This is a genomic window from Rhodococcus sp. CH91 (assembly GCF_022554085.1).
In the GTDB taxonomy this organism is placed as follows: Bacteria; Actinomycetota; Actinomycetes; order Mycobacteriales; family Mycobacteriaceae; genus Rhodococcus.
Genome location: NZ_JAKFYR010000016.1, coordinates 22,517 through 37,808 on the forward strand (window position 1 = coordinate 22,517; position 15,292 = coordinate 37,808).

At 66.3% G+C, this 15,292-nt stretch carries 11 protein-coding genes and 1 tRNA gene; 6 read left to right on the forward strand and 6 right to left on the reverse strand.

Features of this window, described 5'->3' with window-relative positions; all coding sequences use genetic code 11:
- Positions 1-8: 8 nt before the first annotated feature.
- The 3 genes from MOM01_RS21650 (at position 9) to MOM01_RS21660 (ending at position 4,466) form a co-directional block, all read left to right on the forward strand.
- Complete coding sequence (locus MOM01_RS21650) at positions 9-1,466, forward strand: catalase (protein WP_241387509.1); 1,458 nt, start codon at positions 9-11, stop codon at positions 1,464-1,466.
- A gap of 340 nt (positions 1,467-1,806) precedes the next feature.
- Positions 1,807-2,640 (forward strand): metal-dependent hydrolase, encoded by an 834-nt coding sequence (locus tag MOM01_RS21655; protein WP_241387510.1) that lies wholly within the window; start codon positions 1,807-1,809, stop codon positions 2,638-2,640.
- A 77-nt stretch (positions 2,641-2,717) separates the two neighbouring features.
- Positions 2,718-4,466, forward strand: a complete 1,749-nt coding sequence (locus MOM01_RS21660; protein WP_241387511.1) for a cholesterol oxidase substrate-binding domain-containing protein — start codon at positions 2,718-2,720, stop codon at positions 4,464-4,466.
- A 13-nt stretch (positions 4,467-4,479) separates the two neighbouring features.
- On the opposite strand, the gene MOM01_RS21665 is transcribed toward MOM01_RS21660, so the two are convergent.
- A complete protein-coding gene (locus tag MOM01_RS21665) occupies positions 4,480-6,501 on the reverse strand; it encodes a TerD family protein (RefSeq protein ID WP_241387512.1) in 2,022 nt (673 codons plus the stop codon).
- Positions 6,502-6,761: 260 nt separating this feature from the next.
- Between MOM01_RS21665 and MOM01_RS21670 the strand changes: the two genes are divergently transcribed.
- Positions 6,762-8,234, forward strand: a complete 1,473-nt coding sequence (locus tag MOM01_RS21670; RefSeq protein ID WP_241387513.1) for an amino acid permease — start codon at positions 6,762-6,764, stop codon at positions 8,232-8,234.
- A 99-nt stretch (positions 8,235-8,333) separates the two neighbouring features.
- On the opposite strand, the gene MOM01_RS21675 is transcribed toward MOM01_RS21670, so the two are convergent.
- Together MOM01_RS21675 and MOM01_RS21680 are read right to left on the reverse strand one after the other, a co-directional pair.
- Positions 8,334-8,407 (reverse strand) — tRNA-Pro (locus MOM01_RS21675).
- 54 nt (positions 8,408-8,461) lie between these two features.
- Entirely contained in the window at positions 8,462-9,415 is a 954-nt protein-coding gene (locus tag MOM01_RS21680; protein WP_241387514.1) for a metallophosphoesterase, read from the reverse strand.
- 66 nt (positions 9,416-9,481) lie between these two features.
- Here MOM01_RS21680 and MOM01_RS21685 point away from each other — a divergent pair, with 66 nt between their 5' ends.
- A complete protein-coding gene (locus tag MOM01_RS21685) occupies positions 9,482-9,958 on the forward strand; it encodes a GatB/YqeY domain-containing protein (protein WP_241387515.1) in 477 nt (158 codons plus the stop codon).
- A 78-nt stretch (positions 9,959-10,036) separates the two neighbouring features.
- Here MOM01_RS21685 and MOM01_RS21690 read toward each other — a convergent pair whose 3' ends face one another.
- A complete protein-coding gene (locus MOM01_RS21690) occupies positions 10,037-12,463 on the reverse strand; it encodes a penicillin-binding protein (RefSeq protein WP_308197027.1) in 2,427 nt (808 codons plus the stop codon).
- Positions 12,464-12,756: 293 nt separating this feature from the next.
- Here MOM01_RS21690 and MOM01_RS21695 point away from each other — a divergent pair, with 293 nt between their 5' ends.
- Complete coding sequence (locus MOM01_RS21695; RefSeq protein ID WP_277610083.1) at positions 12,757-13,080, forward strand: WhiB family transcriptional regulator; 324 nt, start codon at positions 12,757-12,759, stop codon at positions 13,078-13,080.
- 63 nt (positions 13,081-13,143) lie between these two features.
- Here MOM01_RS21695 and MOM01_RS21700 read toward each other — a convergent pair whose 3' ends face one another.
- On the reverse strand, positions 13,144-14,274 hold the full coding sequence (locus MOM01_RS21700) for an ArsA family ATPase (RefSeq protein WP_241387517.1): 1,131 nt from the start codon (positions 14,272-14,274) through the stop codon (positions 13,144-13,146).
- Positions 14,271-15,287, reverse strand: a complete 1,017-nt coding sequence (locus MOM01_RS21705) for an ArsA family ATPase (protein ID WP_241387547.1) — start codon at positions 15,285-15,287, stop codon at positions 14,271-14,273. Before MOM01_RS21705 ends, MOM01_RS21700 begins: the two co-directional genes overlap by 4 nt.
- Between the last annotated feature and the right edge of the window lie 5 nt (positions 15,288-15,292).

Consider the following 15,292-nt stretch of genomic DNA (forward strand, 5'->3'; position numbering starts at 1 on the left):
GGTCATCCATGACGAACGCCCGTCACACCACCAACAACGTCGGTATCCCCGTCGCGAGCGACGACGAGTCGCTGACCGCGGGCACTCAGGGCCCCATCCTGCTGCACGACCACTATCTGGTCGAGAAGCTCGCACACTTCAATCGCGAGCGGGTACCCGAGCGGGTCGTGCACGCCAAGGGCGGCGGTGCGTTCGGTGAACTCCTCGTCACCGAGGACGTCTCCGCCTACACCAAGGCCAAGCTGTTCCAGCCCGGTGCGAAAACCGAGGTGCTGGCGCGCTTTTCGACCGTTGCAGGGGAGCAGGGCAGCCCCGACACCTGGCGCGACCCGCGTGGTTTCGCGCTGAAGTTCTACACCGAGGACGGGAACTACGACCTCGTCGGCAACAACACCCCGGTCTTCTTCATCAAGGATCCGATCAAGTTCCCGGACTTCATCCACTCGCAGAAGCGTCTGCCCGGTTCGGGGCTGCGCGACCACACCATGCAGTGGGACTTCTGGACCCTGCGTCCGGAGACCGCCCATCAGGTCACCTGGCTCATGGGCGACCGCGGTCTGCCCCGCACCTGGCGGAACATGGACGGCTTCGGATCGCACACCTACCAGTGGATCAATGCTGCCGGTGAACGCTTCTGGGTCAAGTACCACTTCAAGACCGACCAGGGCATCGAGTGCCTCACCCAGGCCGAGGCCGACCGGCTGGCGGGATCGGATCCGGACCACCACCGGGCCGACCTGTACCAGGCGATCGAGCGTGGCGAATTCCCGAGCTGGACGCTCCACGTGCAGATCATGCCGGTCGCGGAGGCGGAGAACTACCGGTTCAACCCGTTCGACCTGACGAAGGTCTGGTCACAGAGGGACTACCCGCTCGTCAAGGTCGGCGTCATGACCCTGAACCGCAACCCGCGCAACTTCTTCGCCGAGATCGAGCAGGCCGCGTTCGCGCCGTCGAACGTCGTGCCGGGTGTCGGCTTCTCGCCCGACAAGATGCTGCTCGGCCGTGTCTTCTCCTACGCCGACGCGCACCGCTACCGCATCGGCGTGAACCACGCGCAGTTGCCGGTCAACGCGCCGAAGAGCCGTGTCAACTCCTACAGCAAGGAGGGCAACATGGCCTACAACTTCAACGATCCGGAGACGCCGGTGTACGCGCCGAACAGCTTCGGCGGCCCGCACGCCGATCCCGAGCGCGCCGGTGACGAAGGAGTGTGGGGCTTCGGCACCGAGGCAGTGCGCGCCGGATACGTCCGGCACGCCGAGGACGACGATTTCGGGCAGGCCGGAACCCTCGTCCGGGAGGTCATGAACGACGAGGAACGCGATCGGCTCGTGAGCAACATCGTCGGTCACGTCCTCGGCGGTACCTCGGAGGCGCTCTACGAGCGGATCTTCGAGTACTGGCGCAACGTGGACGAGGAACTCGGCAAGCGTGTCGAGGCCGGAGTACGCGCGGGAGCCTGATCTCCCCGCCGCGGCCGGGCGGGAGGGCGTCGGCCGGTCAGGCCAGGCCCCACAGGTAGATCAGAGTGGCCAGTGCCAGCACGATCCATGTGTTGTCCATGACGTTCTCCCTCCGGTCGAGGAACCACAACTCCATCATCCGCCGACGGCATCCGCCGTCCGTCGAACAGGGTCGCTCACCTTCCACGGTGAGCGGCCCTGTCGTCGTCAGGGGACCGTACCCGCTTTCGAACATGCGTGTGACGGATGTGTCCGGTGTGGTTGTTAGGTTGGAGATCCGCGCCGGCGGCTCCCCGTCCGGCCCGCAGTCGCGTCCGCTCGTCGAAAGGTTTCGTCCGACATGGTGATGGGCCCTACCCATGCAGTATCCGGAGCGCTGGTGGGTCTCATCGTCGCCGATGTGCTTCCCCCCGAGTGGGGCGCGCCCGCGTCCACAGCCGAGACGTTCGCCTTCGCGGCGGTGTGTTCGGGCGCCGCGCTCCTTCCCGACCTCGACACGGCACAATCGACGGTCGCGCGGTCGTTCGGTCCCGTCAGCCAGGCGTTCGCGCGGGGCGTCGACGCGGTCTCGCTCGGGTACTACTCGGTGACGAAGGGCAAGCGCGACCGGAAACGACGGGGCGGCCACCGCACCATGACGCACACCGCGTTGTTCGCGATCCTGCTCGGACTGGGCGTCTCGGCGCTCGTGGCGCGCTTCGGACGCGAGGCGATCATCGGCGTCCTGTTCGTCACCCTCGGTCTCGCCCTGCGCGGGTTGTTCGGCACGTGGTCGAAACGGCGTGGCTGGGTCGTCGTCACCCTGAGCGCACTCGTCCTGTCGATCCTGTCGTGGAGATGGTTCCCCGAGGAGGTCGCCTCCACCGGGCTGGGTGTCGCCGTCGCACTCGGATGCGCGACACACTGTCTCGGCGACGCGGTCACCAAGGAGGGGATTCCCTTCCTCGCACCCTTCGTGCCGTGGCGCGGGTCGCGGTGGTGGGAGATCAAACTGCCCTCGATGCTGTCCATCCGGGCGGGCGGCCCGTTCGAGATGGGATTCCTGGGGCCGGCTCTCACCGTCGCGGCGGTCGCGCTCGCGATCTGGTCGGTCGACGGCGCGCCCGAACACATTCTCGGCACGCTGGAGGCATCGGGACTGTCGTTCTGGGAGGGCGACCTCGCAAACCGGTAGCGGCACTGGCCCGTAAACAGAACTTGTTCTATTTTCGACGGGATCCGTGTCCGCCGAACAGAACGGAGCTCGCCCCCGTGAGCGCTCGTACCTCAGGCCCCACCATCAGTCGTCGAGGTCTTCTCGGAGCCGCCGCAGGAGCGACCGTCCTGGCAGGTACCGGATGGACGCTCGCAGGCGCGGTACCGCTCGGCGATCCGGCCGCGACGATCCCGGCGCCTCCGGAGTTCCCGGCCGACATACCGCTGTCACAGCAACAGTTCGTCAACTGGGCCAAGACCATCCGGTTCGACGCCGTGTGGACGGCGACCGCTCGCAGTGCCGACGACGTCGTCCGCCTCGCGAACTGGGCACACTCTCACGGTTTCCGCATCCGCCCACGCGGATCCATGCACAGCTGGAGCCCCCTCACGCTCGAAGCCGGGCAGGAGATCGGCAACGTCGTGCTCGTCGACACCATGTCGCAGCTGAATCAGGTGGCCGTCGACGCCGCTGCCCCACCCGCCCGGGTGACGGCCGGCGCGGGCGCGAGCATCGAAGCGATCCTCACCGCGCTCGAAGCGAACGGACTCGGCTGGGCCAACTCGCCCGCGATCGGCGACATCTCCATCGCGGGCGCACTGTCGATCGGCGCCCACGGAGCCACCTATCCGGCCGCGGGGGAGACCGTGATCCCCGGCCAGTCGTTCGGCTCCCTGTCCAATCTCGTCCTCGCCCTCACCGCCGTGGTGTGGAACGCATCGGCCGGTGTGTACGAACTCCGCGAATTCCGCCGGGCCGACCCGGAGATCGGTCCGCTCCTCGCCCATCTCGGGCGCACCTTCGTCACATCCGTGACCCTGCAGGCCGGCGCGAACTACCGGTTGCGCTGCCAGAGTTTCACCGACATCCCGTGGCGCGAACTGTTCGCTCCACCCGGATCGCCGGGTCGCACGTTCGAGCGATACGTCGAGGAGCACGGACGCGTCGAAGCGATCTGGTTCCCCTTCACGGAGACACCCTGGCTCAAGATCTGGTCCGTCTCCCCGGAGAAACCGGCAGCGTCCCGTGAGGTGCAGGGCCCCTACAACTACTTCTTCTCCGACAGCCTGCCGGAGGAGGTCACCGGCCTTCTGGGGCAGGTCGCGCGTGGCGCCCAGGCCGTCACCCCGGCGTTCGGGGCCTCGCAGTTCGGTGCCGTGGCGGCGGGACTCGCCGCAACCGGCACGAACGACCTGTGGGGATGGTCGAAGGACCTGCTGTTCTACCTGCGTGCGACGACCCTGCGGGTCGTCGCGGGCGGGGGCGTCGTGGTGACCCGGCGCGACAACATCGCCCGCGTCATCAACGAATTCACGACGTGGCTGCACGAACGGATGACGCACTACGCCTCGCAGGGGCAGTACCCCGTCAACATGCCCTTCGAGGTGCGGCTGTGCAAGATCGACGACGTCGACGAGGTGCTCGTCGACGCCGCCGGAGCGCCCGACCTGTCGCCCGTGCGTCCTCGGCCCGACCGGCCGGATTGGGACACGGCGATCTGGCTCAACGTGGTCTCGATTCCCGGCACCGCAGGAATGCCGGCCTTCTTCCGCGAGATGGAGCAGTGGATGGCCGCCCACTATTCGGGCGACTACGCGACCTTCCGCTCCGAGTGGTCGAAGGGATGGGCATTCGACGACCAGGGCGGCTATCGCGATCCGGGCTTCCTCGACGGCACGGTGCCGGCCATGTATCGCACCGGGCTCCCGTCCGGCCAGGGCTGGGATGCCGCGCTCGCCGCCTTCGAGCGGTACGACCCCAATCGCGTGTTCAGCAACCGGTTCCTCGATCGTTTCCTACCCTGATCGTCGGCCGGGATCAGGCGTCGCCGTCGGCCTCCGCCGGTGAGGGCGCCGGATGCTCCGTTTGTTGGGGGGCAGCAGGAACCCATGCGCGTAGTGGCTGAACCACCTCGCCGTAGAAAGCGTCGGCTGAAGACGTCACACTCGTGATGAAGCCTGTTGCGGTACCCGACGACCGGCGACTGCCCAGCGCGAATGTCTGCTCGAGAGTAAATGACACGATGTCGCCGACGCGTCCCTCGATCAGCATTCGTGGATCAGCGCGCACAGTATCGAGGTGCTCGCACGCTTCGTTACCCCGTTCGGAGAACACGGCTTCGAGTCGTACATTTCCCGGTGCGGTCTTCAACTGCTTGAGCAGCCACGACACTCTCTTACGGGAGGTGCCTTCGTCGGGTGCCTCGACGGTCGTGCGACACCGGACCTTGTTGGTGTGCAGGTCCGCCGAGACCACGAGGTCGCCTGCAGTATCCGGAATCCGTAGCACCGCTTCGAATACCCCCTCGGTTGCAAGCCTCTCGGCGATGTAGGCATTCCGCGCGTCCGGGTCGGTCACGAAACGACGCGGCAGGACATGCGTAACCGGGACGCCCAGTTCCGCAGTGAACCTCAACGCCAGGTGACGGGCCAACGCGACCCAGGTACTCGCGACCATCAGTGCTTTGGAATCACCGGCACGAAGCGTGCCCGCTGTGACGGCGTCACGAACGGCAACCCAGTACCGTCCCATATCGACGAATTCCGAGACACCACTGCGCGGGTGATCGATATAGCGGAGGAATTCACGCAGGATCCAATCCTGGAGATCGTTTTCGAGTCCCCCGTGGGAGAGCACCATGCGTGCCTCGTGGGCGATCTCGGCCCAGGAGAGGTGCCGAAGCGAAACCTTGGTGAGCTTGCGCCGATCCACTGCGACAGGAAGTTCCCCCGCAGCTGCGGGGATGTCGTTCGAAATACTGACGACGACGTCGTACTTCTTGCGACGTGCGACGTCCAAGTAGTTCTCGAGCTGTTCCCGCTTGAGTTTGCCGTTGCCCGTTTTCACCTCGACCAGACCCGTCCAGCGTCTGGTTCCACGCGCCACCTTGAGCACCGCGTCCGGTACGACACGGGATTCCCCGCGCTCGTACGGTACTTCCAGATAACCCTCGAAAGTCCCCGCAGGAGCACCGAGGCGAAGGCACACCGCACGGGCGAACAGCGGTACTGCCTGCATGGTGGCTACGAGTGCTGAAGTCGCGCGACGTTCCTGCTCGTCACCCGCACCGATTCCGGCTACGGAGAAGAGGCGCGCAGGCTGCCAGCTTTCTTGTTCGGCCTGCGAGAAGGTGATCGATTTGGCCCTTCGCGCGGTTCTCTTGACCGTGCGTACGCCGGACTTCTGCCGCGTAGAGGCGGTGCTCGTCGGGGCAGGAGCGGACCCCGGGGCCGATGGGTCGGTCTCTTGTTCTTCGGTCGTAGGCGTGGACACGACCGGGGGCGGGTCCTGCACACCGTCTTCGCCGGCGTCATCCACCTCTACGCCGTAGTCCTGCGCCAAACCTGCAAGACCTGAGTCCCATCCTTGCCCTATCGCCCGGACTTTCCAGGCACCGTCCCGGCGATAGACTTCGCCGAATACGAACGCTGACTCGGAATCTGCGTCGGCAGTGATGTACTCGGCTACCGGACGCCCTGTCGGGTCTACGACTCGCAAGGTGAGCTTGCCGAGGGCACCGAATGTGCCGTCGGAGAGACTGCCGGCGAGTGCGATCGTGTGTACATCCTCGGGGACCGTCGCGAGGTCCACACTGATGCGTGCTTGCGCGCCTTCTTCCGTCGCGCCATTCCCGAGGAAGCGAACGGATCCGTCGGATGATTCCGGTTGGTTGTAGAAGACGAAGTCCGCATCGGACCTCACCTTGCCGGCGTCCCCAAGAAGTAATGCGGAGGCGTCCACTTCGGTCTCTGCTTCGGTCCAACCCAGCACGATGTCGATATGGGAGACGTCCGTCGGGAGCGGCATGTTCTGCCCCTTGGCGAGAAGTGGGAAATCCATCAGTGCACCTTCATTCCAGTGGCAGTCGTGCGCGCGGTATCGATCGCTACTGAAACATCGAAGGCAATGAGTCCGACGTTTCACGATGGGCGCAAGTGAATTACCGGTGTCAGTTGTCGACCGGCGAATCGTCGAGCTGGTGATGAATCGGAACCCGTGGACCCGGGGGAGGAATACCCTGCTCTTACATCCTGCAGGGACCGGCCGGAAACCCCGTTCCGTCGCTGTGACGGGTGGGTCCCTTCGGGGAAAGGATCGCGATGACTCGGATCGGAAATACCCCGAGGCGCGGACTCTTCCGGGTCAAATCGGTGGAGCAGTCCATTCGCGACACCGACGACCCCGACTCGAGGCTGCGTAAGGACCTGACTGCCTGGGATCTCATCGTCTTCGGCGTGGCCGTGGTCATCGGCGCGGGCATCTTCACGCTCACCGCCCGGACCGCGGGCAATGTGGCGGGCCCGTCGGTCTCGCTGGCCTTCGTCTTCGCTGCGATCGCATGCGCGCTCGCTGCCCTCTGCTACGCCGAGTTCGCCTCGACCCTGCCTGTCGCCGGTAGTGCCTACACCTATTCGTTCGCGACCTTCGGTGAGTTCGTCGCGTGGATCATCGGCTGGGATCTCATCCTGGAGTTCGCGCTCGCCGCGGCGGTGGTCGCGAAGGGATGGTCGCTCTATCTCGGCGAGGTCATGACGGTCTCGTCGAGTTTCATGCTCGGCTCGGTGAAGATCGACTGGGGCGCGGTGCTGATCGTCGCGGTGATCGGGGTGTTGCTCGCCACGGGAACGAAGATCTCGTCGCGGGTCTCGCTGGTCATCACCTCCATCAAGATCGCCGTCGTGGTGTTCGTGGTTGCTCTCGGTGCCTTCTACATCAAGGCGCAGAACTTCTCGCCGTACATTCCGCCCTCGCAACCCAGCGAGACGGGGGAGGGGCTGCACCAGTCGTTGTTCTCGTTCGTCACCGGCGCCGGGGGCAGTACTTTCGGGTGGTACGGCCTCCTGGCCGCAGCGAGCCTGGTGTTCTTCGCGTTCATCGGATTCGACGTGGTGGCCACCACCGCGGAGGAGACACGTAATCCGCAGAAGGCCGTGCCGATCGGCATTCTCGGCTCCCTCGCGATCGTGACAGTGCTGTACGTGGCTGTCAGCTTCGTCCTCACCGGGATGGTGAACTACACCGAACTCGCAGGGGATGAGTCGACGCTGGCAACGGCGTTCGCGCTCAACGGCATGGACTGGGCGAAGAACCTGATCTCGATCGGTGCCCTCGCGGGTCTGACAACCGTCGTGATGGTGCTCATGCTGGGCCAGACACGGGTGCTGTTCGCGATGGCGCGGGACGGACTCGTACCGCGCAGGCTCTCCCACACCGGTAGGCGAGGAACGCCGGTGCGCACGACCGTGCTCGTCACGGTGGTCGTCGCCGTGCTCGCAGGTGTCGTTCCGCTCGGGACGCTCGAGGAGATGGTCAACATCGGCACGCTCTTCGCCTTCGTGCTCGTGTCGATCGGTGTGATCGTGCTCCGTCGAACCCGGCCGGATCTCGAACGCGGATTCCGGGTGCCCTTGGTGCCGCTGGTGCCGATTCTCTCGGTCCTCGCGTGCGTGTGGCTCATGGTGAATCTGTCCGTCGAGACGTGGCTGCGATTCGTGGTGTGGATGCTGCTCGGCCTGATCATCTATTTCGTCTACAGCCGGCATCATTCGGTTCTCGCGCACTTGCCGCCGTGAGTTCGGCGGGGAATGTTCCCGCCGTTCCCGAAAGGTGCGGAAACCGGTCAGGGCACCTTCCCGGTGAGGGAAAGGTGCCCTGACGAGTTCTTTCACGAGTCGGGGTGGCGGGATTCGAACCCACGACCTCTTCGTCCCGAACGAAGCGCGCTACCAAGCTGCGCCACACCCCGTGATGAACCTCGGTCAGCTTACATTACGAGCGCGCCGAAGATTAAATCGGCTGGTCAGCGGCGTAACTCCGCGCTCTCCGTCGCGTTGTCCGCAGCGCGGTGCGCGCTGTCGCGCGAGGCCGGAACGAGGGTGAGCAGGGTGGCTTCGGGACGGCAGAAGAAACGCGCGGGAGCGAACGGCGAGGTACCGATTCCGGCGGAGACGTGCAGTCGCATGTGGGCACCCCACCGGGACGCGCCCTTCACACGGGAGCGGTCGATCCCGCAGTTGGTCACCAGCGCCCCGTAGAACGGCAGGCACAGCTGGCCGCCGTGCGTGTGGCCGGCGAGGACGAGGTCGTAACCGTCCTCGGCGAAGCGGTCCAGAACCCGCGGCTCGGGCGAGTGGGTCAGGCCCAGACGCAGATCGGCGGACGGATCCGCCGCACCGGCGATCGTCTCGTAGCGGTCGCGCTCGAGGTGCGGGTCGTCCACGCCGGCGACCGCGATGCGCACGCCGCCGACCTCGATGTCGCGTCGCACATGGGTCATGTCCTGCCATCCGCGCTCGGTGAAGGCGGCACGCAGATCCCCCCACGGAAGCGGAGGACCGTAGACGCGGTCGTGGTTCTTGTCGAAGTAGGCGAGCGGGTTCTTCACCACCGGGGCGAAGTAGTCGTTGCTGCCGAACACGAACAGGCCCGGACGGGCGAGCAACCCACCGAGAGCCTGGACCACGGCGGGAACCGCCTTCGGATGCGACAGGTTGTCGCCGGTGTTGACGACCAGATCGGGTTCGAGACCGTCGAGCTCGCGCAGCCAGTTCTGCTTCAGGCGCTGATCGGGTGTCATGTGCAGATCGCTGATGTGCAGGACCCTCAGGGTCGACGCGCCGGGGGCGAGCACCGGCACCGTGACCTCGCGAAGGGTGAACGCGTTCCGTTCGATCAGCGTGGCGTAGCCGAGGCCGAGAGCGGAGGCGCCGGCGGCGCCGAGAGTTACGCGGCGGATTGCAGACAGGTCAGGCACTTCTCCAGCGTACCGCCGCACGTCGTCCCCGCACGTGGTTCGTCCACCCCGCGTAGCGTTTCCCGCATGACCGACACCACATCCTCACTCGAGTCCCGGCTGCGCACGGACCTGACGGCCTCGATGAAGGACCACGACAAGCTGCGTACCGAAACGCTCCGGATGCTGTTGGCGGCGATCCGGAACGAGGCCGTCGCGGGTAAGGAAGCACGCGAACTCTCCGACGACGACGTGATCAAGGTCCTCGCCCGGGAGTCGAAGAAGCGCGGCGAAGCCGCCGAGGTCTACACCGAGAACGGCCGCGGTGAACTCGCGGCGAAGGAGCACGCCGAAGCACGGATCATCGACGAATATCTCCCCACACCACTGACCGACGCCGAACTCGTCGACGTCGTGGAGACCGCCCTCGCGCGCGTCGCGGAGGAACTCGGAACGCGCCCGGGTCCGAAGAACATGGGCCAGGTGATGAAGGCGGCTACCGAGATAGCGGCAGGGAAGGCCGACGGCAAGCGTCTGTCCGCGGCGGTGCGTTCACGCTTGTGATCGACCGGTCGTGCAGTCCTCGTCGCCCCCTCCGATGGGAAGTCGACGAGAACTGCACGACCGTCGGAGCCTCGCGGCTCAGTTGTCCGGGCGACTCGGCGTCGTGGTGGGAGTGGAGTCCTCGTCCTCCGGCGATTGCGACTCGGTCTGCGGCGGCTCGCGGCCCGGCATCGGCGAAGGAGTCGACCGCCGGGTCGTGTCGGGAACCTCGCGATCGTTCGGCCGGGCCGGGGTAGCGCTCGTGGTGGGAGCGACGCGGATCGATCCGTCACTGATGAACAAGGTGACCGTCGAACCCGGCACCGCCGAGCCACTCGGGGACGTCCCGGTGATCGTGCCGGCGCGTTCCTCACCGGCGATCGTGGCCTCGGACACCGAGAAACCGGCATCCTTCAGTCGCTGCACCGCGCGGTCCTTCGACAGGCCCGTGACGTCGGGTACCTGAGCGTTGCCCGCGCCGCGGACATACCGGGCGTCGGCAGCGGGGAGTTCGACGGGACCGAACTTGTTCGCGACGGGCAGCATGGCCGAGAACCACGTCCGCGCCGGCTCGGTGCCGCCGAAGAGATTGCCGTCGTAGCAGGGCCGGACGGGGCCCGAGCAGATCTGGCCCGGGGTGGGCGAGTCGCCGTAGGTGTAGACCACGCCGGCGAAGCGGTTGGTGTACCCGAGGAAGGCCGACGACATGTGCGACTCGGTCGTACCGGTCTTCGCCGCGACCGGCAGGTTCCAGCCCACCGAACCCGCGGCGCCCGAGGCGGTGCCGCCGGCGGCGGTGTCCTTGCTCATCGCATTCGTCAGGGTGTCGGCGAGACCGGGCTCGACGGCCTGCTCGCAGGCCTGCTGAGTGATCGGCACGGGCTTGCCCTCACGGTCGAACACACCCTCGATCGGGGTGGGCGGGCACCACTTGCCGTGCGACGCGAGTGTCGCCGCGACGTTCGACAGTTCGAGCGCGTTGATCCATGTGGGGCCGAGCGTGTACGAACCGAGATGCTGCTGCTTCTGCATCTCGGCCATCGACTGGTCGCCGAAGCCGGAGGTGCGCGGCTGCAGGTACGAGCGCAGGCCGAGGCGCACGGACATGTCGACGACCGCATCGACACCGGTGGCCTCGATGAGTTTGACGAACGCCGTGTTCGGCGACTGTGCCAGCGCGTCGGTGACCGAGAGCTTCGACGGGTACTCCGCCGCGTTCTCGACGCAGTAGTAGTTGGGCGGGCAGCCGCGGGCGCCACCGTCGCCGAGACCGCGAGCGTCGTAGCGGGACGGCACGTCGAGTACGGCCGAGGTGCCCAGCCCCTGCTCCATGGCCGCCGCGACCGTGAAGACCTTGAAGATCGACCCGGCGCCGTGGCCGGCCAGCGAGTAGGGCTGCGGCTGGACGGTCTCCTTGGCGTCGGCGTCGAGACCGAACGTGCGGCTCGAACCCATGGCGAGGACCTTGTGCGAGTCCTGGCCCGGTTCGATCACGTTCATCACCGAGGCCACGTCGTCGACGGTGGGGCTGGTGAACTTGTCGAGCGATGCCTTCACGGAGTCCTGGACTTCGGGGTCGAGCGTCGTGCGGATGAGATATCCACCCTTGTCGATCTGCTCGCGCGCCAGTCCGGCGTTCTCGAGGTACTGCAGTGCGTATTCGCAGAAGTAACCCCGGTCGTCGGCGGCGATGCACCCGCGCGGGAGCGTGTTCGGTTCCGGGAGGACACCGAGCGGCAGTTCCTTCGCGGCACGGATCTCGTCGGCCCGTTCGGGGATGTTCTCGATCATGGTGTCGAGGACGATGTTGCGCCGGGCCAGGACACCGTCGGGATTCGTGTACGGGTTCAGTGCCGAGCTGGACTGCACCATGCCCGCGAGCATCGCGGACTGGGGGATGTTCAGATCCTTCGCGTCGATACCGAAGTAGGTCTGCGCGGCGTCCTGGATACCGAACGATCCGTTGCCGAAGGGCACCAGGTTCAGATAGCGGGTGAGGATCTCGTCCTTGCTGAGCTGGTCGTCGAGCGTCAGCGCCATCCGGATTTCGCGGATCTTGCGGGCCGGCGTCGTCTCGATCGCGGCGCGCCTCTCGGCATCCGTCTTGGCGATGACGTGCAGCAGGTAGTTCTTCACGTACTGCTGGTCGATCGTGGATGCGCCCTGCTCGACCTGACCGCTCGTGGTGTTGGTCAGGAACGCGCGGATGGTGCCCTGCCAGTCGACACCCTGGTGCTCGGGGAAGCGCTTGTCCTCGATCGACACGATCGCCAGCTTCATCTCGTTGGAGATCCGGTCGCTGGGGACCTCGAATCGGCGCTGGTCGTAGAGCCAGGCGATGGGTTCGCCCGTCTTGTCGACCATGGTGCTGACTGCGGGGACCACGCCTTCGACGAGCTCTGCAGAACTGTTGTCCACGGTGTCCGCGGCACGGTTCGAGACGTACCCGAATCCACCTGCGGCCGGGAAGAGCATTCCTGCCACGAGAACGCCGCCGAGGGCCGTGCAACCTGCGAGCTTCGCCACCGTTCTTCGGATCGACACGCCTACACAGTACGTGCAGGGGGAGCGCTCATAGGTTCGCAGGGAGTGGGCGTGGCTCGACATGCGCTGCGGAAGTGCCTCCGACGTGGCACTTTGTACGTACGTACCAGAAAAGGTTTCGTTCGCCTTGCGCCTGGGCACTAGTTTACCTAGATTGAGACACTAGTGTGACGCAGATAACACCTTGACGGGCAGGCTTCGCGCCGTCGCGACACACAGACGGCGCGAACCTCGAACACCGCGAACCGGCGTTCGGAATGTAAAGGGGCAACTGAATGCACATGACCACCCCGACGACCCGACTCGACGTCGACCAGGCCGAAGCGCGTATCGCTTGGGTCTCCAAGGCTCGCTGCCGCGAAGTCGATCCCGATGAACTGTTCGTGCGCGGCGCCGCGCAGCGCAAAGCAGCGGTCATCTGCCGGCACTGCCCGGTGATGCTCGAGTGCGGGGCCGACGCTCTCGACAACCGAGTCGAGTTCGGCGTCTGGGGAGGCATGACGGAACGCCAGCGTCGTGCACTCCTCAAGCAGCATCCCGAGGTCGAGTCCTGGGCCGATTTCTTCTCGGCCCAGCGGCAGCATCAGAGCGCGGTCTAATACGGTCCGCCTCTACCGAACCGCCTGCCGGTACGAACCGTCGAGACCCTGACCCGCGAGACGTCACGCCTCGCGGGTCAATTGCTCGCCCACCGCGCGCAGCGCTTCGAGATCGGAGACCTCGAAGGGCAGCGACGGCACCCCGATCACCGGCACCGTCGGGTGTGCTGCGGTGAAGTTGCGTAGCAACCTCAGTTCCCGCTTCGCGATCACGGCGCGGTGCGCATGGATGCGGAGGACTGCTTCGGCAGCCTGCGCATCCATTCCGTCATGCGTGGCGAGCTGATCCGCCGCGGTGAGCGCATGGTCGGCCGGAAGCGCCGACAGGGTCGGATGCGTGCGATTGAGCACCAGACCCGACAGTGGCATGCGATCACCGGAGAGCCGTTCGACGAAGAACGACGCCTCGCGCAGCGCGTCGGGTTCGGGCGCCGCGACCACCACGAAGTGGGTTCCCGGCTGCTGCAGCAACCGGTAGGTGCGATCGGCCCGCTCCCGGAATCCGCCGAACATCGAGTCGAGCGACTGCACGAAGGCCGAGGCGTCCGACAGCATCTGGCTTCCCACGATGGTCGAGACCGCCTTGAGTGCCAGCCCCATCGCGCCCGTCACCAGCCGGCCGAAGCCACGGCCGGGCGCCGTGAACAGCCGGATCATCCGCCCGTCGAGGAACGCCCCGAGCCGTTGCGGCGCGTCGAGGAAGTCGAGGGCGTTACGGGAGGGCGGAGTGTCGACGACGATCAGATCCCACTCGTCGCTCTGCGCCAGCTGGCCGAGCTTCTCCATCGCCATGTACTCCTGCGTGCCGGAGAACGACGACGCCACGGTCTGATAGAAGGGGTTGTCCAGGATCTGCTGGGCCTTGTCCGACGACGAGTGCTCGAGCACCATGTCGTCGAAGGTGCGACGCATGTTGAGCATCATCGCGTGCAGCTCGCCCTTGGCCTCCGGTCCCAGTTCCACCTTCTGTGGCGAATTGTCGAGCGAGGCGACGCCCAGCGCCTGTGCCAGCCGCCGCGCCGGATCGATCGTGAGTACCACGACACTGCGGCCGCGTTCGGCGGCGCGCAGTGCCACCGCCGCCGCGGTGGTCGTCTTGCCGACGCCACCCGAACCGCAGCACACGATCACCCGGGACGAGCGGTCGTCCAGGATGCGGTTCACGTCGAGAGTGTTCGGTCCCCGGCTGCTCATCGGACGCCCTGCTCCGCGAGGGCCTCGGCGAGCTCGTAGAGACCGCCGATATCGACACCGTCGGCAAGAGCCGGTAGGGACATGCGTGCCACCTTCACATCGTCGAGTTGAGCGGCGCTCACCTGCTGCGCCTGGAGGACCGCGGCGTGCTCGACGGTCTCGGTGAGCAGGCCCGCGAAATCGTCGTCGGAGAGCTCGAGGGACACCTTGCCGAGCGTCGCCCGGATCTCGGGACCGGCGATGTGCCCGGCTGCGAAGCCGTCGACGAGTTCCTCGGGCAGGTGCTCGGGAGCGGTGCGATTGACGATCACCGTTCCCATCCGGAGATCCGCCGCCTCGAGTTCCTCCACCGCGTCCGCCGTCTCCTGGACGGGCAGCGCTTCGAGCAGGGTCACCAGGTGGATCACCGTCCGATCCGAGTGCAGCAAACGGACCACACCCTCGCTCTGGGAGCGGATGGGGCCGGACTTGGCGAGATCGGCCATCGCCTTGGTGACGTCGAGGAAACTCGCGATGCGGCCCGTCGGCGGTGAATCGACGACCACCGCGTCGTAGACGGGTTTGCCCGACGCGTCGCTGCGCACCACCGTCTCCTTGATCTTGCCGGTGAGGATCACGTCGCGCAGACCCGGGGCGAGGGTCGTCACGAACTCGATCGCACCCATCCGGCGCATGGCGCGACCCGCGAATCCGAGGTTGTAGAACATGTCGAGGTATTCGAGGAAGGCCGCCTCGATGTCGATCGCGAGAGCCGACACCACTCCGCCGCCCTGGGCATCGGCGATCTTCGTCTCCACCGGAGGCAGCGGAGGCATGTCGAACAGCTGGGCGATGCCCTGCCGCCCTTCCGTCTCCACCAGCAGGACCTTGCGACCTCCTGCGGCGAGCGCCAATGCGAGTGCTGCGGCCACAGTGGATTTCCCGGTCCCACCCTTGCCGGACACGAAGTGCAGTCGCGCCTGAGCGGCGACGTCCGGCCACTCGCCGGAATGTGATGTCGGAGATGCCACGATCACGA